Below are 24,378 nucleotides of genomic sequence, written 5' to 3' on the forward strand. Positions count from 1 at the left end.
TTAACATCAGGTAGCCTTTAATGTTTTAACCGGATTCACCCCCGATGCTTTGGCTGTTTGTATCCCTATCGTTAATGCAGCTATGAAAAAAGTAACACCTGCGGCTGCAATAAAATATAGCGGTGTTAATTGTATTCTATAAACAAATCCATTCAGCCATTTACTGGCCACAACATAACTTACAGGCAATCCAATAACAATTGATACGGCAACGATCCTGGTAAAATCAACGGACAATAAATAAACAATGGCCCGGCGACTGGCGCCTAATGTTCGGCGAATACCAATTTCTTTCAACCGTTGCTCTGCAGCAAAAGCAGTTAAACCCAGCAGCCCCAAACAGGAAATAAGAATGGCCAGTGCGGCAAAGTAATTCGAGAGTGTGATAATTATTTCTTCCGATGCATATTGGGCCTGGTAATCATCATCGAGGAATTTGTGATCGAAATACATGCCCGGGTTGAACTCCTTATAAAATTGTTGTATTGCTTCAATAGTTTGCTTGCGATTGTGGCCGGCAATTCTTATCAAACACAACATCGTATATTTTGGATCTTCCAGTCTGAAAATAAACGGACTGATAGCTTCATGTAAAGAATTAAAATGAAAATCTTTCGCTACGCCAACGATGGTCCTTTCTTTATCCCACACGGTGATCTTCCTGCCTACCGGGTTTTGCAAACCCATGGCCCGTACGGCAGATTCATTAATAACTATCGCATCATTATCGGCAAACTCTTTTGAGAAGTATCTGCCCGACGCCATTTTTACGCCAAACGTTTGTAAAGCATCATAGTTTACGCCCAACTGATAGAACCGAACCTTATCATCTGTATTCTTTCCATCCCAATAAACGCCGGGGCGCGGGGTAAAAGTTGGTAAAATGATAGTACCATCGCTGCTCGATGCCTGTATAACGCCGGGTACTTTTTTCACTTCAGTTAAAAAAGTGTTCAGGTCCTTCGCCACATTGCCCTGCATTTCAAAATAAATCACATTATCCTTATCATACCCCGGGTTAACGGTTTGAACATATTTTATTTGATTGAAAACGATCATAACCACGGCAATAAACAGTACCGATAAACTGAATTGAAAGATCACGAGCCCTTTCCTGATATATGCACTTCGTGAAGATGCCACCCATTTTCCTTTTAATACGGCTACCGGGTTAAACTTCGATAAATAAAATGCAGGATAACTTCCCGCGATAATACCAGTTAACAACGTAATAATGACGACCGATATTATCAGTTTGGGATCGAACCATAGTACAAATTGCTTTCCTGTTAATGCTTTAAATTGGGGGAACAGCAAAACGACAATTGCGATGGCAATCACCAACGACATAAATGCCAACAAAACACTCTCACCCAAAAACTGAAACGTAAGCGCATGCCGTTCGGCGCCGAGCGTCTTTTTTATACCCACCTCTTTCATTCTTTCCGACGCTTTTGCCGTGGCCAGGTTCATAAAATTAATACAGGCAATGGCCATAATACAAATGGCGATAATGGAGAAGAGTTTTACATATTCAATTCTACCGCCTTTCAATACACCGTTTTCATAAACGCCATGCAAATAGGTGTCGGCATATTTATCAATAAATAAAGTAGCGGTAGCCTGGGGAATATGCTGTTTTAAAAAACCGGCTATTTTCTTATTGAGGTCGCCGGCCTTCGCAGTTTTATTCAACACCACAAATGTACTAAAGGGACCGCCGTTCAGCGTTGGTTCGCCTGTAGCATTTATAAGATCGCCCCAATTGGCAACAGGCACCAGGAAATCGAATTGCATAGTGGAATTGGCTGGAAAATCTTCATATACACCGGCAACAACATGTTCTTTGGTAAACGAAAGCCATTTCCATTTTATAGTTTTGCCCACAACCCCATCGGTTGTGCTAAACAGCTTTTTGGCCAATGTTGCCGAAATCACAATGGAATTCTTGTCGGCCAGGGCAGTATTTTCATCACCCTGTAAAAATGTTCGCGGAAATACTTTGAAGAAATCCTTACCGGCAAAATTGCCTTCGCCCTTTACTGCATCATTATTACCATTGGAAATACTAAACCCTTTGAACCAACCTGCCGGTGTAGTGGCTACTTCATATTCAATCTCCGGAAATTCATTCTTTAGCGACTTTCCTAATATAATACTTCCGCTATTGTCGGTAACAATGCGGTCGGGTTGCTTATCGTTCGTCATTACCCGGTAGATGCGGTCGCTGTTATTATAAAACTTATCTATATGCAGCTCGTCATAGACCCATAAATAAATGAACAGGAAACAAACCAGTCCGGCAGAGAGGCCCACCAGATTGATGAGGTAGGTAGCTTTGGAGCGTTTAAACTTTTTGAAGAAGAACAGCAGGTTTTGTGTTAGCATATGGCAAGGTTGGCTTCTAAGATGCAATTGCCGTGGATTTCCATAATTATACAAAATGCTTTAAAAGAGATGCTTATGACGCCGTTTACTCAAACAGCAAACTACTGATTATCAAAGTTTTTAAATTTTACCTACATATTTTGTCACAAAACAATCATTAGTCTGTCTTACAGTGTATGGAATACAACAATCAGGACATAAATGCCTTCAGGCCAATGCTGTTCTCCATTGCCTACAATATGCTTGGCACCACCACCGATGCCGAAGATATGGTGCAGGAAACTTATATCAATTGGCTAAACACCAATAAATCGCATGTAGAGAATATCAAGTTCTATCTCATTAGAACGGTTAGCAATAAATGTATTAACCATTTAAAAAAGCTTAAAAAAGAAAGGGAAACATACAAAGGCACCTGGCTGCCGGAACCATTGCTTTCAACCCCGGTAATTGAAAATATTGACCTAAAAGACAACCTGTCTATCGGGTTTATGTACCTGCTTGAAAAGCTCACGCCTGTCGAAAGAGGCGTTATGATCTTAAAAGAAGCATTTGATATCGATTACCTGGAGATTGCAACCATCTTTGATATCTCTTATGAAAATTGCCGCCAACATTTTAGCCGGGCAAAAAAGAAGTTAATGCTTGAGAAAACCAAATTCCAGGTTGATAATAATGTGCATGAAAAAATACTGCGTGAATTTTTATCGGCCTGTATAAGCAATGATCTGAATGCACTCATAGAACTCTTACGGGAAGACGTTGTTGTTTATGCCGATGGCGGCGGCAATGGCAATGCTATCTTACATCCGCTATTTGGAAGAGAAACAATCATGCCCCTTCTTATAAGTGGTATGAATAAATGGACACCGGTTGCAAAAATTGAGATCCTATCGATAAACGGCTTAAGCGGTGCGGCATTTTTTCCGGTATCCGATAAAAGCATGCCTACCTTTTTAATAGCTATTGATACCGATGATGATAGTAAAATACGCAACATCTATTTTATGTCGAACCCGCAAAAACTAAGGTTGTCACAAAAGTAACAGGTAGTAGTCTTATGGTTGTAAAAAATCAAAAGATGAAAAAAGACAAGATCATTTACTGGGTACTAACCATTTTATTAAGTCTTAGTTTGGCCCTGGCAGGTATTATGTATATAACAGCGCCTGTAATGGCAACAGGCTTCAGCCACCTGGGCTTTCCTGCTTATTTTAGAGTTGAATTAGGAGTGGCTAAGATCATTGGTGCAGTGGTGCTGTTGCTTCCTGTGATACCCGGGCGAGTAAAAGAATGGGCCTACATAGGTACCGCCATTGTTTTTATATCTGCATTTATTGCCCACACTTCTGTTGATGGCGTTCGTACAACCACCAGCGCCATTATTTTCATTGGCATTTGGGCAGCCTCGTTTATTTACTTTAATAAGGTTTCGCGGTAGTAGCGCTTTCAAAAGTTTCATCAAACAACGGGCTTTCTGTTTTCTTCCATTTATCCCAAAATGTAAAGTACAATCCAAAATTATATTTGAATTGTTTATGGTGCAGCCCATGATGGGTTGCACCAATTAACCATCTTCCCAATATATGTTTATGAAACCGCGCCGGATATATTTCTATATCAAGATGATTAACGACGCTGCTAAAGGTCATAAAAGTCAACTGAAGTAATATCATCACCGGGTGCATGGGAACCATCATTAAAATAACAGGAAGCGAAACTGACAACAACAAGCCTTCCAACGGATGAAAGGAAAAGGCCGTCCAGGGTGAGGTAATATTGCTTTGGTGATGTACCTTATGAATCAACTTAAACAGTTTGGGTTTATGCAGTAACCTGTGCATCCAATAGTAATAAGTTTCATCAATTAGCATTGAGAGTATTAAACTTGCCGGCAACCACCACAAGCCGTATTTACTTATATCAGTATAAATAGCCGTATACCCTTTCTCCCATAATAAGATCATTATTGTTCCTATCAATGCAAAGATCAACGCCGTTACCAGGCTGCGGCTTATTTCTCTTTTAAACTGCCGGGGAGAATATGGCTTTTTACTGATCTTTCTTTGTTTAAATTTTGCAGGGAACCAGGCATAAAAGATGAGATAAAATAAACCCGACACCAGGAAGTACCTGCCTACAATTATGGCAAAGAACGCCACAAATGTTATCATGAACCACAATGGCTGCAATACATCGGGGATAAACATATAATAAAACCATAAAAAACATGCCACCGCTTTCAATCTTACAGGCTGCGTATTATTTTTAGCCCATGAAACATTTATTACTCCTAACCCTGTCTTTACTGTTCATGGTGCTCTCCTATTCGCAAACCATCAGGGCCAGTAATTATACTACCAAATATACCATCAATAGCGATGGTACCATCCGTAACAGCAGCTATTCAACAGTGGGTTACATAAAGAGTAATGGTTCTATACAAAATGGCAGTTATCAAACCATCGGTTACCTTAAAGACGATGGCCGGGTACAGAACGCAAGCTATTCTACCGTAGGTTATATTAAAGAAGATGGCCGGGTACAAAACGGCAGTTACTCTACCATAGGCTATGTAAAAAAAGATGGAACTGTACAAAACGGCTCATATAGCACCATTGGCCATGCCAGCGGCGTTAAGAAAGAATGGGCGGCGATCGTGTTCTTCTTTTTTGATTTCTAACTCACTCACAATTTAATATTGGTGAGCTTATCAATAAGCCCGCCAATAGTATTCCCGCTCACCTCCGACTTGATAATATTCTTTACCGTAGGCTTGTCGATATTCTTTTCGGTATTGATGAGCGAATCGAATGCGCTTGCCGAACTAAACCCGGGCAGCAATTCAGCTGCCCTTTTAAATAACTCTATGGTTTCTTTGCTCTTCTTTTCGCCCCTGGCTATTTGATAGGCTGCCACCAATGCTTTTTTTAACAACTGAAGCGTTTCAGGATTTATATTTTGCGACTCCCTTGTAATGAATTCAACCACCTCGCCCACATAGTTAGTTGTTAGCGCATCTCGGGTTAATTTTTCCTGGCCAATGATGGAAGTTTTGGCTTTTTTCTCAGTAGTTGCAGCTGTTAGCACGGGTGCACAATCTTCTTCCCCACTTTCACTATGTGATTCCGCTTTAATCTCAATGTAACCAATATCAAACTCGTCAACACACGATGCTACATCCTCTCTGCAAAAGAATTCTTTAAACTTATAATCTTTATGCACGGCCTGCACCAGTATTTTCGCCTGCTCGTATGCATCGCGATAGGTACCGGGCTGGCCTATTTGTTTAAACAAAAGGGTGGCAAATTTTGCGGCAATAATACTGTTGATCTTGCTCTTGCACGAAATGATCACCAGGTCCTTCTCTAATTCTTTTTCAGCTATTATCTGCTGCGCAAGCATAAAGGTTTCGCAGGCATTAAAAAATATGAGCGTTGCATTTTCAAGGAAGGTATTCACAATGTCACACATTCGCTCCCGTTCAATTTTATAATTATTATAAAGCTGCAAACAACCATCTACGCCATGGCCTGAAAAATAAAAAATATCGATGCGCTTTCCATACTTTGTAAACATATCCTGTAACCGTTCAAAACTGAATGCTTCATCCTTTATATAATAGAGCTTATCGGCAAAAACAAGGTCCTGCATTGTTTCAGAGATCTTCATCGCTTCTTCTGTAAGGTTTGGCAGTACGTTGTCGATACTATTGGCAAAAGCCGTATAAAAAGTAGGTTTGCTCATGGTAAACGTTTTATTACAACAATGCTTTCAGGGTGGTTGAAGCATAGGGTGATGCCTTTATAAGCGTTTTAAATTTATCGCGGGCGGCAGGCCGGTTAAAGTAATCCTGGTCGGCGCCATCAAGGTCGAGCGTATCGAGGTAATCGAACAACGCAGGGTCTTTATACAGCACCTGCATTATTTCAACCGACATCATTTCCTGTAATTGTTTATCGGTTGGCTGCACCGTTTCGGGCAGGGCTCCCTTCTCGGGTAATGCACGGAACCATTGCGATACAAACTTGCCAATACCCAGGAAACTTACTGATGCTTCTTCTGCAGGCTTTAGTTCCATGGCGAGTATATTGTCAGACATGTCCAATGCCGCACTGGCCTTTAGTGAGCCATTACCGTAATATTTTTTATAACCGGGATAATCGACGCCACCGCTTTGGAACAAAGCCTGCCGCACGGCTTCCGCCTGCTTCCACGTGCCCTTGTATTGTTTATCTATCAACTCCTGGCGATTGTAAGCGATCCATAGTGCAGCTGCTGCCGCTATTTGTGGTGTGGCCGATGAAGTACCACCACCAGCTTTTGAAAAGCGGTAATTGTTATTGGGATTATTGTTGGCCCAGGCTAAATTGGGTGTATAGGCTGCCAGCGCTGTCTGCATGGCTTTTTCCGGTCCCCAGTTGCCTTGCATGGTATCGCCACCTTCGGAGCGTAATTTCATTTCTTCTTCATTCGCTGCAAAATCATACGGCTTTTCATTATAACAAACGCCACAGGCAGCAATTACCCGGTCGAACCGCGCGGGGTACATCACTGCTTTTGGGGTTAATTTGCTGATGCCTTTTATCCAGTTATTCCCGGCAGCGGTCACTATCACTACGCCGGCTTCATACGCTTTATTCACGGCTTTTGCCACCCGCCGTGTTGGGTAACCCGCCATCGACATAGTGATCACCTCACAACCCATTTCTATTGCATATTCGATACCCTGCGCCACATCGTTTGCATTGAATGCATTGTATACTGTATCGCATATACGAATGGGAATGATCTTCGCGAAGGGAATTCCGCCGAAAAATCCTTCATAACCGGTATAGCTATCGTCTTTCTTTATGTAATTGCCTGCCAGTATGGCCAGGGTGGCAGAACCATGCCCATCCTGCTCCATAAACTTTATGCGGTTCATTACATCGGTACCTTTGTTATCTGGTTCGCCATTCACAAAGCTCACGCCTGCTTCTTTTACCAGGAACCTGGGTGTTGCCGGATGGGTGGGAATATAACCGGTATCGATGTGTGCGATCTTAATAATATCATCCGGCACTGTACTCAATTCATCGGTGATCTTCAATTTCTTTCTTACCCTTGCGGCTGCCATTCTTAATTGAGAATGAATATCGTCGAGATGCCAGATAAATTCATCGATGCCTAATGTTGCGGGCGGCTTGGGCCAGTTAGACATATAACTGTTCCCATCTGCCGATTTAGCTATGGGCGATTCTTTCAGGTATTTGCTTTTTGCATCGGGCTCAACAAAAGCTTCGGGGTTCGTAGCCCTTAAGGAAAAATATTCTTTATAGGCTTCGTCCCAGCTATTGGTGGCATCCTGTCCCGCTTCTTTCAACTGTATAGCAGGTGTTGCGGTTACATCGCGTTTTACAGTTGCGTCATTTCCCAAATCAATCAACAGGCCTTCTTTTACTTTCTGTGGCACGGCATGTTGCTCAGGATCAAAAAAGGTAAATGGGTTTGTTCCATTACTATTTACCTGAAAGATCTTTTCTTTACGAAACAGATCGGCGCCGGAGCCATAGGTAAATAACGTGGGGGTTTGAATGGCCGGTATCTGCTTCAGGATCTTTTCAAGCCAGTCTTCATAATTAGTAATAGCCTTATTGGTACTCAGTACTTTTTTAATAGTGCTGGTGAATAAACCATAACCATCCCATTCACTTGCTTTTTCTTCATCGCGACAGGCGGCCAGCAACAATACAGTGGCTGCAATATCTTCCCGTATCACTATTGGTTTATGGGTGGCACTGTAATATTGTTCCTTATTCTTTTTATAAGCGTTGAACGTAATATGCCTGGGCGCATTTCGTGTAACCAGGTTCATCTTTTTTGTAATTTCTTCCAGCAACCCACCTACTTCAATATCCTTGGGCGAATCAGCCGCTTTTGATATTGAACCGCTATGACAACTGTCGGAGATCATTAAAACGCGAACGCCTTTTTGAAACTTACTGAAGTGCTGCCACAATTCATCATCAACATACTGGCGGTCGTACAGGCACCAGGTTTCATCCAATGCATCTGTATCTTCATCAAAGTTCAGGTCTTCAATTTGTCCGCCGTGGCCGGAATAGGTAATGAAAAGAAAGTCGCCGCTTTTCAATATTTTACTGAATTGTTCGAGGTATTTATCGAGGTTGGCAGAAATGGGCATCTCTGCACCCTGGCTGCCCGATGACAATAACAGTTTACGGTTTTTGATGCCGGCTTTTTCGGCGAGTTCATGAAAGAAAAGGGCGTCATTCTCGCAACAATACAATTGACCGTTCCAACCATCATAATGAGTAGGATCAACATTATTTAATCCAATGTGGAGTGAATAGGCGTTTGGCATAGCAATACAATTAATGGTTCAATCAAACTGTAGAGGTACAATGAATTACTCAACTAATTACAGGTGTTTTTCACGTTTTTTTGGGTTGGAAGGGGTGAATTTACGGGCGGCACGGCTTTTTAATGTCATAATCGTAAATTAGGTCAATGACAAACTATGATCAGATAATGAGGCGTGAGTTGTTTACGTGGCAGCGAAAGATGATGCGTAAGCCGGGGATATTGAACAGGTTGTCGAAAAGAGCACAGGATAAGCTCAATAGCATTATACCCGAAAAGGTACATAATGCCATTACTGTAGCCATTAAACAAATGGTGCGGGGCGTTTTGTTTGGCGCCAAACTTACCACGCGCGAAAAAGTGGTACAGCTTAAACTGGAAGCAACCGATGCTACCGTTGAGGAAATAATAAAGCGATATCGCACTACCGCTACTGTAGAAGGTGCGCTTACGGGCGCAGGCGGCTTCTGGCTGGGCCTTGCCGATTTTCCGTTGCTTATTGCCATAAAGATAAAAATGCTATTTGAGATAGCGGCTACGTATGGCTTCTCCACCAATGATTACAAGGAACGTGTTTATATACTTCACATCTTTCAACTCGCTTTTTCTTCTGCCCAACATAGAAGAAAAGTATTTATGGAAATGAAAGACTGGAATGTTCGATCGAAAAGCCTGCCCAACGATATGGACCAGTTTGACTGGCGGCCCTTTCAACAGGAGTATCGCGATTATATTGACATTGCCAAACTTGCGCAACTTATACCGGTAATTGGTGCACCGGTTGGGGCCGTAGTAAATTACCGCCTTATTCGCAAACTGGGTTTTACTGCAAAAATGGCTTACCATATGCGGTTGATGGAAGCGAACCAATAACGTATTTCAACTGCCATTATCCTCAATTCATACACCCTGTACTGGTTTACACTTTTTGCCGGCTATAGTTTTGGGCACTGAAACTCACCGTGTAAAAAACTATCATCACTATGTTACAACGAATAAGTGTAGCCCTATGGGCCTGTGTATTTACGTGCCTGTTATTCTCATGCAAAAAAGATAATGATACCCCCGAAGACCCCGTTTATAACCGCGAAGGCGTAGCAACACCGGTAGGGACCGTTGATGGTACAGCTACTCAAAAAACAATTGGGGCCGAAGGCGGCGCTCTTACCAGCACCGACGGACGTATAAAACTCACCATCCCCGCAGGAGCTGTTAGCAGCGCACAACAATTCAGCATTCAACCAATCAGCAATCAAAATCCTTTGGCCGTGGGAAAAGCCTATCGCCTGGAACCGCACAATGTAACCTTTAGCAAACCAGTAACCTTAGAATTCACCTATACCGAAGAGGACCTTAATAACACCATACCCGAAGCATTGGGCATTGCTTACCAGGATGACAAAGGCGTATGGCAGGCACAGGGTTCTGTTACCACCGACCTGGCAAACAGAAAAGTAAAAGTAGCTACTACTCACTTTAGCGACTGGAGCCTGTTTGAAAGCTTTTATCTCATTAGCTCAGCATCTACATTACCAACAAATGGTACCGCCGATTTGGAAGTATTTACTACTGAAGATATTCTGGAACCACTTGTACCGGGCCAGCAGGTACCTATGGGTAAAAAGATCTCTGTAGCCACAACCAATATAAAAGAATGGAAACTGGCCGGCGCCGGTAACCTGCAACCGAACGGCGCCAAAGCCGTATATAAAGCGCCGGCCACCGTACCTGCTATTAACCCCGTGGCCATCAGCGTTAGCCTCGACTTTAATAAACGCGGAAAATACTTACTGGTAAAGCATATAAACATAACCGGCGATGATGGTGAAATAGAAGTAAGAGTAGCGGGCGGCGCCTGGGTAAAACAACCGGCTTCACCAGCTGTTAAAATGGGGCCCGATAATATTGCCATGGCCGATTCAGATGGCGATGAAAATGGCTGGTATGTACTCATAAGGTTTGTTGGCGGCGTAGGCACACACCCTTTCAAAGACCCTACAGCCATATGGGGCACCCATGTACATTACCATATAACCGGTGGCAACAACTATACCTGCGCGTATATAAAAGCCGATGGTGAATTTGTGGCCAGCGGCGGTGGTGTCACTATTACAAGTATGGGCGATGACGACGGCTTTATAAAAGGCACATTTTTAATACAGCCTGCCGGTTATGGCGACAACCTTAGGCAAACCGCAACCGTTGAAGGCAAATTCAGGGTAAGAAAAAGCTGGTAATAAAAATAAGTTTAGGTGGTTTAAGGTGAGTTGCTCCAATGGCGGAGGCTCACCTTTTTGTCGTAAATTCAAGGAAATTAAACCTTACTACATGAGAAGTGTTATATTCTTATTAATAGCCGCTACCTTAGTGGCTTTCAATCAACCTTCCCCAACTATGACTGGATTTCGATGGCCCGAAGGCGTACAAGCGCCCACAGTGGAAAAGGAACCTAAAGAATTTATTGCCCATGGCGATAAACGCATTGATAATTATTACTGGTTGAACCAACGCGAGAACGAGAAAGTGTTAAATTACCTGAAAGCAGAAAATACTTACCTCGAAACGTTGATGAGCGGCACAAAAGAACTTCGGGAAAAACTATTCCTGGAAATGAAAGGCCGCATTAAAGAAAAAGATGAATCGTTGCCTTTTAAAGACAATGGCTATTGGTATTACGTTCGTTATGAAGAAGGCAAACAATATCCCGTTTTTTGCCGAAAAAAAGAAAGCCTGGAAGCAGCCGAAGAGATCATGCTCGACCAAAATAAAATGGCCGAAGGATTTCAGTATTATTCCGTAGGCCGCCGTGTGGTAAGCGATAACAACGAACTGCTGGCTTTTACAGTTGACTCTGTTGGCCGCAGGATCTATGGACTGCAGTTCAAAAACCTGGTTACCGGTGCTATTTACCCCGAAACCATCATAAACGTTGAAGGTGGTAATATTGCCTGGGCGGCAGATAATAAAACGGTCTTCTATGTTAAAAAAGACCTGGTAACATTACTGGGCTTTCAAATCTGGCGGCATGAACTGGGTACCGACCCTTCTAAAGACGTAATGGTATTTGAAGAAAAAGACAACCGCTTTTACATTGGCGTGTACCGCACCAAATCGAAAAAATATATTGGCATTTACTCCCACATGAACCAGGTATCAACCGAATACCGTTTATTGGAAGCAAACAACCCTACCGGTGATTTTAAGATCTTTGAACCGCGTAAGGAAAACTTTCAATATTCGCTGGAGCATTACCAAAACAAATTCTTTGTTCTTACCGACTGGAATGCGCCTAACTATCGCCTGATGGAAACCCCGGAAGCGAAAACAGGAAAAGAGAACTGGAAGGAAGTATTACCACATCGAAAAGACGTATACATTTCCGACATGGTGGTTTTTAACGATCACCTGGTGTTGGCCGAAACAAAAGACGCATTGAACCAGTTACGCGTTATAAATTTTACCAATAAAAAAGACTATTACATTTCTTTCCCCGAAGCAGTGTATACTTCATTCCCGAATATAAATCCGGATTATAATACCAACATCCTTCGTTTTTCATATACATCCATGACCACCCCGGCATCTATCTATGACTTTAACATGGACACCCAGCAACGGGAACTAAAAAAGCAAACCGAAGTATTGGGCGGGTTTAAGCAGGATGAATACACTTCAGAACGTTTATGGGCCACGGTAAGAGATGGGGTAAAAGTGCCCATTAGCATGGTGTATAAAAAAGGCGTTAAAAAAGATGGCAGCAATCCATTGTTGCTATACGCATACGGCTCTTATGGCTCCAGCATGTCGCCTTCGTTTAACAGCAACATCATCAGCCTGCTCGACCGCGGTTTTATATATGCTATTGCGCATGTGCGGGGCGGACAGGAATTGGGCCGCCAGTGGTACGACCAGGGCCATATGTTTAACAAGAAGAACACGTTTTACGATTTCATCGACTGTGGCGAATTCCTGGTAAAGGAGCATTACACTACCAAAGAACACCTGTACGCCAATGGCGGCAGTGCCGGCGGTTTATTAATGGGCGCCATTGTAAACCTGCGTCCCGATCTTTGGCACGGTGTAATTGCCGATGTACCGTTTGTAGATGTGATCACTACCATGAGCGACGCCAGTATTCCCCTTACTACCGGTGAATACAAAGAATGGGGTAACCCTGCTGAAAAGGCAGAGTACGAGTATATGAAATCATACTCGCCATATGATAATGTAGAAAAGAAAGCCTATCCCAATATGTTGGTAACAACCGGGCTGCACGATTCGCAGGTGCAGTATTTTGAACCGGCCAAATGGGTAGCTAAACTGCGGGAGTTGAAAACAGATAAGAATTTACTCCTCTTCAAGATCAATATGGAAGCGGGCCATGGCGGCGCCAGTGGCCGTTTTGATTATCTGAAAGACAAAGCCTGGCAGTATGCATTTCTGCTGGCGTTGGAGGGAAAGATAAACTAATTAAGGTGGGCCACCCTTGATTGCGTCGCAACTAAGGGTGGCCCACCTTTTATTATTTATCATAACACCTCACCGCAAAAACCGCCGCAGGCACATCAGCTGATGGATGTTCTACTTCAATGATCAATTGCGAGGTTTGTACGGGTTTGGATAATGTGATCCTGTTACGGGTTTGATGATTGTCTTTTTTCTCAGCAATAATATTTCCCGCATCGTCTTTTATACGATAATTCCGCACACAAAAAGGCATTATGGTTTCCGGGTGTTGCATCAGCACCGACTCCATTGGATGATCGTAATCGGTATCGAAGAACAGCTCTATTGTACCTATGGTTTGCGGTTGTTGCCAGCTGATAGTTAACTGCGGGGCAGCATCATTCCAGTCGGCCACCCAGGCATTGGGCGTATTTACCGGCCTGTCGATGCCATTGCCAATATTCTCAGCTTTGAAGCATGGTAACCCGGCCGGGTATTTAAAGGCTATGTTATGCCCTTCGGGCCGGCGCTGCGGGCACCAGAACTCAAAGGCATCCATACCGATATCTTCGGGTGGAGTTTGTTTTCCATAGTTGCTAACCGCTTTGTTGATGGTATTGAATACCGACAGCAAACCCGTTACTCTTTTGCGTGTATAATGCAGTTCTACCAATGGGTTTTTGGTGAACGTAATAAACGCATATGCCTGCTCCTTCATCACTGCATCAAACTTCACCTGTAAACAATTACGACCAGGCTCTATAGGTAATGTAAGCGTAGCAACTGTAATATCGGGCGTATGGTTACCCGCCTTGCTGCTAATACGAAGTTCTACCTGCAGGCTGGTTGCTGTTTTTGCCTGTGCATGAAAGATAAATGGTTCTACTTTTCCTTCGTTCAGCGGCACCATTTGCGCCACCGACAACTCCAATGGTTTTAGAAAATTATCTTCGGGCAGTTCGGTAAGCACCAATTCACTTGAAGCGGTTATAGCGGCCTGTTGCACCAGGTCGTTTTTATCGTGCAAACTCAAACCAGGAATATACTGACCAGTACTTAACAATCGCTGCTGTAAAGGTTGTATAAGATCATCGTGAATGATGTCGGCGGGCAGTATATTATGCGCCTTACAAAGCGCGGCAGCCATACCTACCGCCTGTGTGGCATAGGCCGCCGTAGCCATTACGCGGGTTGAACCGAATGCTACATGCGAAGCGCTAATAAGCCGCCCACCGAGGAAGAGGTTGCTGATGTTCTTACTGTATAAGCTTCTAAAAGGGATATGAAATATGCCTTTACTATGCCATTGGTTACAACCTGGTTTTTCGCTGAACACGCCGTCGGCGGGGTGCAGGTCAATTGACCAGCCACCGTATGCTACTGCATCATTATGGAGCCGTTGTTCAACAATATCCTGTTGCCGCAACATATAATCGCCTTCAAAACGACGGCTCTCGCGTTTGCCGGGTATAGTGCCCACCCATTCCAGTGTTAGATTGACCGCCTCGGGAAAATTGCCTGAGTTCTTTATATAATCCCAAACGCCATAGATCACTTTCCACAATTCCCATTTTATTTGCTCGGTATCGTGCACGGTATCTAAACGGCCGCCATATTCGATCCACCATAGTTTGCACCCAAACTCTTTTGTATTGAAAGTTTTAAAACGCGGGATCTTTGTAATATCGTTCAAAGCAAAAGCAGGTGGTATAAAGTTTACCGGCCGGCCCGTGTCTTTGCTGTAGAAGTATAAAGTATGCCCCAGCAATTCACCATACTCTTTATTGGGTGCGAACTTCTCGCCAAATTCTTCCCGGCTTTCGGCCCCCATGCGAAAAGCAGCACCTGCCAAAAAACCAACAACGCCATCGCCGGAGGCATCGCAAAACAAAGGCGCGTGTAAAACATATTCTGTTTGGTTCTGGCTGCAAAATGCCTTTACCGATGCAATGGTAGTTTCATTCTTCTTATCAACATGGTACACGGCCGTATTCAGCAGCAGGGTTATATTCGGTTCGGCAACCACTTTATCGAGCAGGATCATGTCGAAGATAACGGGGTTGCCTTCGGGATTGCTATACGTATTCTCAACCAATATTTCATCAACCACACCGCCTTCGCGCGCCCAGCGGTTGTTATTGCCCATATGCGATGTAGCACCCAATATCCACAACCGCACTTCACTACTGGCATTGCCACCCAATACCGGCCTGTCTTGCACCAGCACCACCGAACATCCTTCGCGGGCAGCGGTAATGGCGCAACAAACGCCCGATAAACCACCACCGGTCACCACCAGGTCGGCCTGTATTTCTTTACTTACAAATGAACGCCTGCCTGTACTGTTATCAACTTTCATCGTTATAATTATTATTTAGAATAGGTTTTGGTTATGGAGTATGTTTTAGTATTTCAAATTTGCCCGATTGTATAATTGACAACCGAACGCCTTCGCCCTGCACAGGCAGTTTTACCTGCTGGCTTTCACCCGGCTTCAGCGTGTTTAATTTTATTATAGTATTACCGTATTGCAACTGGCAGTTCCTGAGCGTACGCGTTGGAAAATCAGTTCTGGCGGTTACCAGTACACTCAATTGCTCTCCTTCTTTTTTTGTTTGTATAACAAGCGGTGCAAACTCCGTTTGCAGTGTTGTATAGGCGGGGCGTATTTGTCGTTCGGGTGTAACCAGTCCCCAGGCGCGGTAACCACTTGCATCAGTACCGGGGTAACGGCTCATATAATCGTTAAACGACCATACCGAAGCGCCGGCGAGGTAATCGCATTGCCGAAAATCAACGAATGCCTTTTTGAAATGCGCAATGCGGTCCTCCTCTGTATTTCTTTCAGTGACCCGTATACCAAATTCGCTAACATAAACAGGTTTATTGGGATACACCTCATGAATATGCTGCAGGTTCTTTAAATGACTGCCATAAATATTGGCGCTGATAAAATCAACATATTGTGAAGCCTCATCTTCCGGTTTTTTTATATTGTTGCGCCAAACATGATAACTGGCAAAAGTGATCAACCGGGTTGTATCGAGCGTTTTTACAAATGCACCCATGTCTTTTACCCAGGCCTGCCCTTCCGGCATTTGCGATTCAAACTCATTACCCAAACTGTAGGCGATTACAGAAGGATGGTTCCAATCGCGTTCTATCATTTCCTGCATTTGCGACCTGAACTTTGCACGCATAGCCGTATCAGCCATTTGTTTAGAAGTCATTTGCCAGTTGCCCGCTTCAGTAATAAGCAACAGGCCTATACTATCAGCTTTATTCAGTAATGATTCGGAAACGGGGTAATGGCTGAGGCGGCAAAATTCCATACCGGCCTGTTTCATCAATTGCAGGTCTTTTATCAATACATGTTCGGGGTCAATGGAGCCATAGCCCGGGTAATCGAGCGGGCGGTTTGCACCGCCCAAGCGAATGGGTTCTCCATTCAAAAGTATTTGCGTGCCTTTTATTTCAACATTTCTAATACCAAAAGTGCTGGCGAGTGTATCGTTGTTGCAGATCACTTCGGCTTCGTACAGATGAGGGTCATTGGGGTACCAGCGTTTAACCGCTGCTGCGGGCAATTTTCCTTCCAGAACAATCAGGGTATTACCATTAGCAGAAACCTGTTTATTAACTGGCTTACCACTAAACGGCAATTTTTGTTTATTGTAATAAATATTGGCGACTATTGAAGCTGATGCAGCCTGCGAAGTATTGTTATTTATAATTGCTTTTATGCGCACCAGCGCATCACCCTTTTTATTAGCAACATCGGTGATTACCTGCATCCGCTGTATAAATACTGGTGGGCGAACAATCAACTGCACGGGCCGGGTAATACCGCCATAGTTCATCCAGGCTACCATTTGCGCGGCATTGGCCGGTAAGGCGCCGGCGGTTTTGGCGCCCGGGATGGTAGTGGTATCCCATTCGTTGTTCACCGCCAGTGTAAGGCGGTTGTTAGCCAGCAAATGATCGGTTATATCTATTTCAAATGGGGTATAACCACCTTCATGCATACCTGCCTTTTTCCCACTTACCCACACAGTTGCTTTATAAAAAACTGCGTCAAATCGCAACCAGGCCCGGTAACCCGTAGGCATGGCCGGCATTGCAAATTGTTTAAAATACCAGGCGGTACCGGTATAAAAGAAATAACGCGGATCAACAGAAAAGCAATGCGGCACCTGTACTTTATCGAACCCGCCGGCAGCAAACGCGGCAGTATGCCAGCCACTGCCCTCGCCTGTTTTTAATGGGTCTATGGCAAAGGTCCATTGATCATTGAGAAATTGTGTACGTGTTGGTTGTGCAGCCAGCCCCGGCGGCAACATAACCATCATCAATAAAGTGTAGTATAAGGTTTTACGTTTCATTGTTAATGGGTTTTATTTCCCAATTCTACTTTATTGCTTTTTGTAACCTGGCCATTTACATCAACCAGTGATAACTGAAACGTCACAGGCTCATTAGCCGGCACAGGCGCCGTAAACTCAAACGGATAGGCCGCATCAACTATCTGCTGCTCCTTACCGTTCTGAATGGTATAAGTAAGCGATACCTGTTTGTACAAATTATCATCATCTTCGAGGTACACATATAACCGGCGATCGTATTTACCTAACTGAAACAACATGGCATGGGCATTACCCGTAGCGAGCTTTACATAATCGTTACCGGGCGCAGCATCGGCGGTTAGCAACTTCTCCTGAAAAGAAGACCTTGTTTGCACCGGTGTAATGGCAACAGCAGTTATTCCATTGGCATCAACCCGCACTGTAAAACTGCTGTCCTTCAACACCGTTTTTTGTTTACCGGTATAACTTACAATAGTGCTGTTACGCGAACAGGTTACAAGAGCAGGATTTATTGTAACCTTTGCTGTAACCGGTTTACCACTTTGATTGGTAAATGCCAGCGACAACCGATCGCCTTTACGGGCAGCTATATAATTCAATTCAACATTGTCAATATTCAGCAAACGGGCGGGCATCCAAAGCTGCACTTCTTTTTGTGTATAGAAATTACCCTTTTGAATCCCATACATATTGTTCTGCAGGTAGGCATACCCTTCCATATATTCGGCAGGAAAACTAATACCGCCCTTACTGCGCACAAAAGCATCGGTCACCAGGTAATCGAGCAACATAGATGCCATGGGCATTATATGGTTGTAATGAAAGCTATTTACACTTTGATCGGTATGCGCATGTAAGGGAAAATCAAATTGCTCATAAGCAGTTGTGCGCTCCGTATTAATATGATAACCCGGGAAGCTGCGGTACCGGCCAATAATAGCCGCTTTTGCCACATTCATTAAAAAAGTATCGCGGGTATAATAACCGAGGCGCAGCATCCACGGTGCATAGTTCGACATAAAAATTCCCCGGTGCCCGGTTGACGTTCCTGAAGATTCCGGCGTTAACCCTATTTCTGATAAACGCCAGGCCGGCGCTTTTTCTTCGGCATAATACATTTGTTTGTGGCCTTTAGATTTCAGGTACCAGTACATAGGTGCTTTGCCGTCTTTGTTCACCGTGATCATACTATCGGGTATTCGCGGGCACATCCAGGTAAACAGGCAATAGTTACGACCGCCTTCATAGGCAGCGTCAAGATATTTTTTATCACCCGTTAATTCATACAGTTGAAGAAATTCAATCCACCGGCCGGTAAAGGTGGGCCAGAAGAAATAACTACCCTGCAGGGGATCATTAAACGCTGTCTGCGGTGTATTGATCCTTTGTTGCAAATATTTATCTGCGCCGGCAATGGCCGCCTGCAGCATGCTTTTATCGCCAGTGGCCCTGTACAGCATCATGGCATTGATCCAGTTCTTCCCCAACTCTTTATCATTCATATTGCGCACGCGGGTATTGCCATATTCCTTTTGCGCCATTTGCAGGTAAAACCCGTTTGTACGACCAAAGACATTATACAATGCCACCAGCTCCGACAAGGGCGCAATGGGGCCTTTTAACTTACGTGAAGGGCTTTGGATCTTTTGGGTACTGTCTAAACTGAACAGGAACTTTTCACGCGACAGCATAAACTCCATCAGCGGATAAGCTCTTTTTTCAAACATCATTGAATCGTCGCGCACCAGCGCCAGTTCCAACGGGTTTAAACTGGAGACGTTCTTAACAGCGCCCGGCACATCGGTTGAATAAGCGCAGCCCTTTAAGCTATCAATAAACCAGGCGTATTGCGACAATGAGTAATCGACTATATTATCCAGAGCCGTATTTAACGAGGCAATATCATTGCGCCGGTAATTACCAAAACCAAACAACTCCTTAGCGATCTTTTGGTATGTACCCGTAATAGTATTCGCTTCGGTTACCAGGTACATAGAGAAATTGAAGGTAGCGCCGGCCGCCATTTGCGACAAATACCCACCGGGTAATGGCGCATACAGTTGAGGTTGTAATAATTTTTGTTCATTTATCAGCGATACGCCAAACCGGCTATTGTTCAACACCGGCAATGGCTGAAAAGGGACCTGTTCAGGCGAAGCGAGCACGCCAACCGTTTTTGTACCATCATACACCAGCGTTGTAGGCAGCGTGGCCATAAATGCAGGCGTGCAATAAGCGGCATCGGGAATACGCTTTTCCTGCCAGATCAGCGGCTGCCAAATACCCGCTACTTTATTTTGATCGAAAGCAGGCGCCCCCGTATAACCAACACTGTAGTAACCCGGTTGTAACGCCTTGAATGAATATTTCAATAAAGGATATGGCTTTGCGTTGGTGATAAGCCAGGCCTGTAATTCAAATCGTTCATTGGGTTCATTGCTATAGAAAACCGTATCGCCTTTTCGCCTTACCTCCTTTACCTGCAACACAATTCGTTCGCCGGCATTATAAATATTAGCAGTACGCCAGTCGGCCTTTGTTCGCAAAATGCGATCATCGAAACCATCGCCGGCCATGGAAGCATTTATTTTCTTTTGTTTGAAATCGGCCCTGGTACTGTCGCTCACCTTCCAGGTAAGCACATTATAATCTACCTTTTTTATACCTGCTGGTTTTAATTCCATGGCGGGATCGGTTGCATTATACAACACAACAAAAGCAGGTGAAAATGCGGGGGAAGGGGATATTTGTATAACCAGTCCACCCGCCGGTTGCAACATGAATTTGTTTGAAGCTTTTAATTCAACAGGTTCGCTAATAAATCCTTTATCGCCCAATGCATCCGTGATCATTGTCGCGTTCATCTTTTTCCCTTTGGGCAGAAAAGAGGGCTGCAATTCAAAGGAGGTTGTACTATCGGCACCATTGATAACCGCCACATACCAATCGTTCCCTTTTCGCCGGGCAAAAGCGGCCAGCGCACCTATCTTGCTGCCAGGTAACACAATGGTCTCATCCCAGGTTACAGGTAATGTTTTTATTAAAGGAAGAATGGGTGCGTAGGTGGTATCGCGCAACAAAGTGACCGGGTTTTCGGCCAGGCACTGGAACGGACTATTAAAAAGATATAACAAAGCCAACTGATGTGTATTAGTTGTATTGCCTCTATTGGTAAAGAAGCCCGGGGTATAATCACCATGGCCACATATAAAGCGGGTAAACGGTAAGGCCGCATTATGCCAGGCCGGGATGGGCTCTTTCATAATATTCAGCTCCATCCCGCGAATACCTTCACGCGTTAGTTCGTTGGGATAGGTAATGCTTTCGCCGGTTGGCGCCTGGCAACCATGAAAGTTTACCATTAGCTTACGCCGGGCAGCGGCCTGTAATAAACCTATTTCAAATTCGATCAGCGGTTTGGCCTCGCTGTTCATAAAATCGGTCTTAATACCTACGGCCCCGGCCATACGAACGCTGTCAAGAAAACGATCGCGCTGTAATGGGTCGAGCATGTCTTTGGAATGTTTCCAAACCCATACGCCCACCTTTTTCATTTTTGCATAGCTGCACAACTCCTGCAGCTGTTGCCATTTGTTTGGCCATTGGGTTTCCCAGCCATCATCTATCAATGTATATTCAAAATGAAGCTCGCTGGCAGCATCGATGAATTTCCTTTCTTCAGCCGGCGCCAGATAATGCTCATTGCGGGTTATCCAACTCCATACACTGCGGCCCGGTTGTATATACGTCTGATCTTTAAACAGGCCATCATCAGGTGCAGGATTAAGCAGCTCGATGATCTTATTATTTACCAGTTCATGTAAACTGGCGGCATAGAGTATTACACGCCAGGGTGTGCGGCAATTGGGTTGAACCGAAAAGCCATCAGTCCCTTCCGTAAAGTTTGCCTGTAATGTATTATTGCCAATGGATTTAAACCGCAACCCGCTGTAATTATAAAGGGCCGCCTCTGACAATACCAGGTATTTATTCGAAGGCAATTCAACCACCAGCGGTTTTCCCTGTATTGGGCCCTGGCCCGATACTTCAGGTAAACGGCTGGCTGCTGTTCGCATCCATAGCCCGGCATAGCTTTTCAGTTTCCAATCGCTGTTCCTTTCAAAAAACCAAACATTACTGCCGGCAGGCAGTGTAAAGCTGGTAAGTTCCTGTTGTACGGTGTTTGTATTTTTTAAGGCAGGCAGATATCTAAACGCACATCCATCATCAAACAACCTGAACTCAATAGTGTCGGTAATGTGGTTATGCTGAACTGTAAGCAAATAACCTTTGCAATGGTTCAGCGCCCTGGTGCTGTTTATACGTGAAGAACGGGTTTCATGAATGGTGTAGCTCCGCAGCATGGCCAGCCCGTTGCTCTTTACGCCAATAGTACGATCACTGAACTGAATACCCAATGGAGCAGGCGACAACAAGGTTTCGTTCCCACTTTTTAAACTGTATAAAAGATGGCCATCGTTTAAGTATACGGTTGCCCTTAATTTCTTATTGGGACTTTGCAACAGCAGGGTGTCTGCCGCATGTAATGCGGTATAACTGATGAACAAACATATGGTAAGCAATAAACGCATGTATCGATGGCCAAATTTACCTGTGCCAATGGCTTTTGTGCAAAGGTTTTGTTACAAAAAAGTTCCGGGAATGTTCCCATTTAGTGGGAATGTTCCCAATTCATTATTCCCTTTACTGACTGGTTACATTCGTACTATTAATGACCTGTATATTGGATGTCAATGTTCTTATTTCACCTGAAAATTGGTTTCCCTGAATGGTACAGGCATTGGTACGATCTAGAAAAATGCCGTAATGGCTACCAGATAATGGGAACGTGGTGATGTCGCTGATAAAATTATTGTTCAGCACTTTACTGGTTGACGCATTAAACAGCGTAATTCCATGTTGCGAAAGATTCTTAATTGTATTTCCGGTAATAAACAGGTTGGCATGCTGCCGGTACAACGAAATAGAATCCTTATAAACACTTCCTACCGGTGCTATCTTATGAAACACTACATGTATGGAACCGGCTTTTACGCCCAGGTCGTCGAAACCACAATTTTGAATATCGTTGTTCATGATCCATGCATCACGGCTATACAAACCGTTGTACCACGAGGCCGCTTCATTATAAAATGCTACAGCCGGCGATGAGCAACGGTAAAACCGGTTATTGCTTACCATACCTTTTGCCGATCTTATTATGGCTCCCCTACCCCTAATGGTGAACTGGTTATTATACACCATAAACTTTTCATTGCGTAACGACACATTAAACAACTGCACATTTTGTTGCAGATCTGCCAGGCCTACATCGGTCATGGCAGCATAATCGGCAGCCGGTATAGCGGGTGAAAAATCAATAATATAATTACCACTGCTGGCGGTAACAGCGTTTACCACATACGCCGGGTCAGAAACAAAACCCGTTTTCGGAATATACATCTTGAACGTATGGCCCACAGCCAGATTCATAAAATCGGGCTTAACCGTTAAGCTGGTGGTACTGTTCTTTGTCATTACAAACATCCCTTTGTTATAAAGCGCCACGCCGTCATCGGCATTACCTGTAAAGGAGCAATCCTCTATCCACGGCCCTATCAAATTTGCCCGGCAATGCACGCCATCGGCATTGGCCGACACCCATCGCGAGGTATCTTTTAACGCAGACTGGCAATTCAACACTTTCATTTCACTTCCTTCATAACTATAATAACAACCTATAGGACTGGAGTAGTTGATGATGCTATCGCAGGTAACATCAACACAATTATAGGTGCTTATAAAAGAGCCCACATTGTCACGCGCCACTATGGCCAGAATATCACCCACCGAAAAATACTGACCAGAGGTTGAGCCCGGATGAACTATATGGTATTGATACGGATCAATATCGACTAAAGGCGTTACGTCGTTAACGCCAAGCCCAAATACATTGCGCGGCACTCTTTTTAAACTGCCGCGGTTAGCAACATCGAGCAGAAAAGCCCATGACCAATGGTCCGTAAAAGATGCGTTGTTAAAAATGTCGGGATAATAAGCATTTGTTTGTCCTACCACCTGCCGCCGCCGTACCCGGATATCGAGCGTATTGGGATTGGCGTTGTTAACCTGAATAACATCGAGCAAACAATGCGGCAATGGGTCCCAGTCAACTTTCAACTGCCGTATGGCTACCCGATTGGAATTACGCAGTTTTATAAAACCTGTTGATGGATGATTACTGATAATAATATTGGCATTATTGCCTTCAATAATAAGATCATTTACATTGATGGTATCGATACAAAATGTTCCGGTAATACCAGCATCAAAAGTATAAGTAGTGTTGGCCAGTTTAATCACAGCCGGGGTATTGGCAATGGCCTTGCGCAGGGTATCTTTAAATGCATTAAAAGTAGCGCCTGCCGGCACATTGTACACTTTGGCCGGTGTTGTTACAATGTAGGTGAATCGCGACGACCAGTCGCTTATGTCGTTACCGGTTGTATCAATTGCCCGCACCCGCCAGTATACTTTGCCAACAGGTAATATTTTTACCGGCACAAAGCGGGTAATATACAAACCCTGGCGACTGGCCAGCACCTGGGTAAACCCGGTATCGATTGCCACCTCAATATCATAACTGTAAGCACCGGTAACCGTTGACCAGCTAAAGCCCGGATTGCGAACATAACCGCTACTGCCGTTGCCGGGAGCCAGCAATACCGGTTTATTTATGGCATGTGCATGAAAGGCAATGCCCATCTTCAACAGGCAGATGAAGAAAAGGAATGGTTTGTTTTTTTTCATATGA

At 44.2% G+C, this 24,378-nt stretch carries 14 protein-coding genes; 6 read left to right on the top strand and 8 right to left on the bottom strand.

Going from position 1 to position 24,378, the window contains the following annotated elements; genetic code table 11:
* Positions 1 to 6: 6 nt before the first annotated feature.
* Positions 7 to 2,388 carry an FtsX-like permease family protein gene (locus tag GGD38_RS33830; RefSeq protein WP_375302534.1) on the bottom strand — a complete coding sequence of 794 codons (2,382 nt, stop codon included), beginning with the start codon at positions 2,386 to 2,388 and terminating at the stop codon, positions 7 to 9.
* A 176-nt stretch (positions 2,389 to 2,564) separates the two neighbouring features.
* On the opposite strand from GGD38_RS33830, the gene GGD38_RS33835 reads away from it, so the two are divergent.
* Together GGD38_RS33835 and GGD38_RS33840 are read left to right on the top strand one after the other, a co-directional pair.
* Positions 2,565 to 3,434: a sigma-70 family RNA polymerase sigma factor gene (locus GGD38_RS33835; RefSeq protein WP_375302535.1), complete on the top strand. Its 870-nt coding sequence runs from the start codon at positions 2,565 to 2,567 to the stop codon at positions 3,432 to 3,434.
* 35 nt (positions 3,435 to 3,469) lie between these two features.
* Complete coding sequence (locus GGD38_RS33840; RefSeq protein ID WP_375302536.1) at positions 3,470 to 3,829, top strand: DoxX family protein; 360 nt, start codon at positions 3,470 to 3,472, stop codon at positions 3,827 to 3,829.
* Here GGD38_RS33840 and GGD38_RS33845 read toward each other — a convergent pair.
* Positions 3,810 to 4,562: a sterol desaturase family protein gene (locus GGD38_RS33845; RefSeq protein ID WP_375302537.1), complete on the bottom strand. Its 753-nt coding sequence runs from the start codon at positions 4,560 to 4,562 to the stop codon at positions 3,810 to 3,812. The two genes, GGD38_RS33840 and GGD38_RS33845, sit on opposite strands and share 20 nt — an antisense overlap.
* A gap of 101 nt (positions 4,563 to 4,663) precedes the next feature.
* Between GGD38_RS33845 and GGD38_RS33850 the strand changes: the two genes are divergently transcribed.
* Entirely contained in the window at positions 4,664 to 5,071 is a 408-nt protein-coding gene (locus GGD38_RS33850; RefSeq protein ID WP_375302538.1) for a 5-fold beta-flower protein, read from the top strand.
* 5 nt (positions 5,072 to 5,076) lie between these two features.
* Here GGD38_RS33850 and GGD38_RS33855 read toward each other — a convergent pair whose 3' ends face one another.
* The gene (locus GGD38_RS33855; protein WP_375302539.1) at positions 5,077 to 6,135 is read right to left on the bottom strand and encodes a hypothetical protein; all 1,059 of its coding nucleotides are present in this window, start codon (positions 6,133 to 6,135) and stop codon (positions 5,077 to 5,079) included.
* Positions 6,136 to 6,148: 13 nt separating this feature from the next.
* Positions 6,149 to 8,755: a S8 family serine peptidase gene (locus GGD38_RS33860; protein ID WP_375302540.1), complete on the bottom strand. Its 2,607-nt coding sequence runs from the start codon at positions 8,753 to 8,755 to the stop codon at positions 6,149 to 6,151.
* Positions 8,756 to 8,901: 146 nt separating this feature from the next.
* Between GGD38_RS33860 and GGD38_RS33865 the strand changes: the two genes are divergently transcribed.
* The 3 genes from GGD38_RS33865 to GGD38_RS33875 all read left to right on the top strand — a co-directional run bounded on the left by GGD38_RS33865 (position 8,902) and on the right by GGD38_RS33875 (position 13,224).
* Entirely contained in the window at positions 8,902 to 9,627 is a 726-nt protein-coding gene (locus GGD38_RS33865) for an EcsC family protein (RefSeq protein ID WP_375302541.1), read from the top strand.
* 110 nt (positions 9,628 to 9,737) lie between these two features.
* Positions 9,738 to 10,991, top strand: a complete 1,254-nt coding sequence (locus GGD38_RS33870) for a hypothetical protein (protein WP_375302542.1) — start codon at positions 9,738 to 9,740, stop codon at positions 10,989 to 10,991.
* A gap of 91 nt (positions 10,992 to 11,082) precedes the next feature.
* Entirely contained in the window at positions 11,083 to 13,224 is a 2,142-nt protein-coding gene (locus GGD38_RS33875; RefSeq protein ID WP_375303948.1) for a S9 family peptidase, read from the top strand.
* A 52-nt stretch (positions 13,225 to 13,276) separates the two neighbouring features.
* On the opposite strand, the gene GGD38_RS33880 is transcribed toward GGD38_RS33875, so the two are convergent.
* The 4 genes from GGD38_RS33880 to GGD38_RS33895 form a co-directional block, all read right to left on the bottom strand.
* Positions 13,277 to 15,559: an FAD-dependent oxidoreductase gene (locus GGD38_RS33880; RefSeq protein WP_375302544.1), complete on the bottom strand. Its 2,283-nt coding sequence runs from the start codon at positions 15,557 to 15,559 to the stop codon at positions 13,277 to 13,279.
* Between the two features lie 31 nt (positions 15,560 to 15,590).
* A complete protein-coding gene (locus tag GGD38_RS33885; protein ID WP_375302545.1) occupies positions 15,591 to 17,582 on the bottom strand; it encodes a glycoside hydrolase family 2 protein in 1,992 nt (663 codons plus the stop codon).
* A gap of 2 nt (positions 17,583 to 17,584) precedes the next feature.
* Positions 17,585 to 22,156: a glycoside hydrolase family 97 catalytic domain-containing protein gene (locus tag GGD38_RS33890; protein WP_375302546.1), complete on the bottom strand. Its 4,572-nt coding sequence runs from the start codon at positions 22,154 to 22,156 to the stop codon at positions 17,585 to 17,587.
* A 112-nt stretch (positions 22,157 to 22,268) separates the two neighbouring features.
* Positions 22,269 to 24,374: a right-handed parallel beta-helix repeat-containing protein gene (locus GGD38_RS33895; protein ID WP_375302547.1), complete on the bottom strand. Its 2,106-nt coding sequence runs from the start codon at positions 24,372 to 24,374 to the stop codon at positions 22,269 to 22,271.
* Positions 24,375 to 24,378: the final 4 nt, after the last annotated feature.

The sequence above is a fragment of the Niastella sp. OAS944 genome (assembly GCA_024809215.1).
GTDB lineage: Bacteria > Bacteroidota > Bacteroidia > Chitinophagales > Chitinophagaceae > Niastella.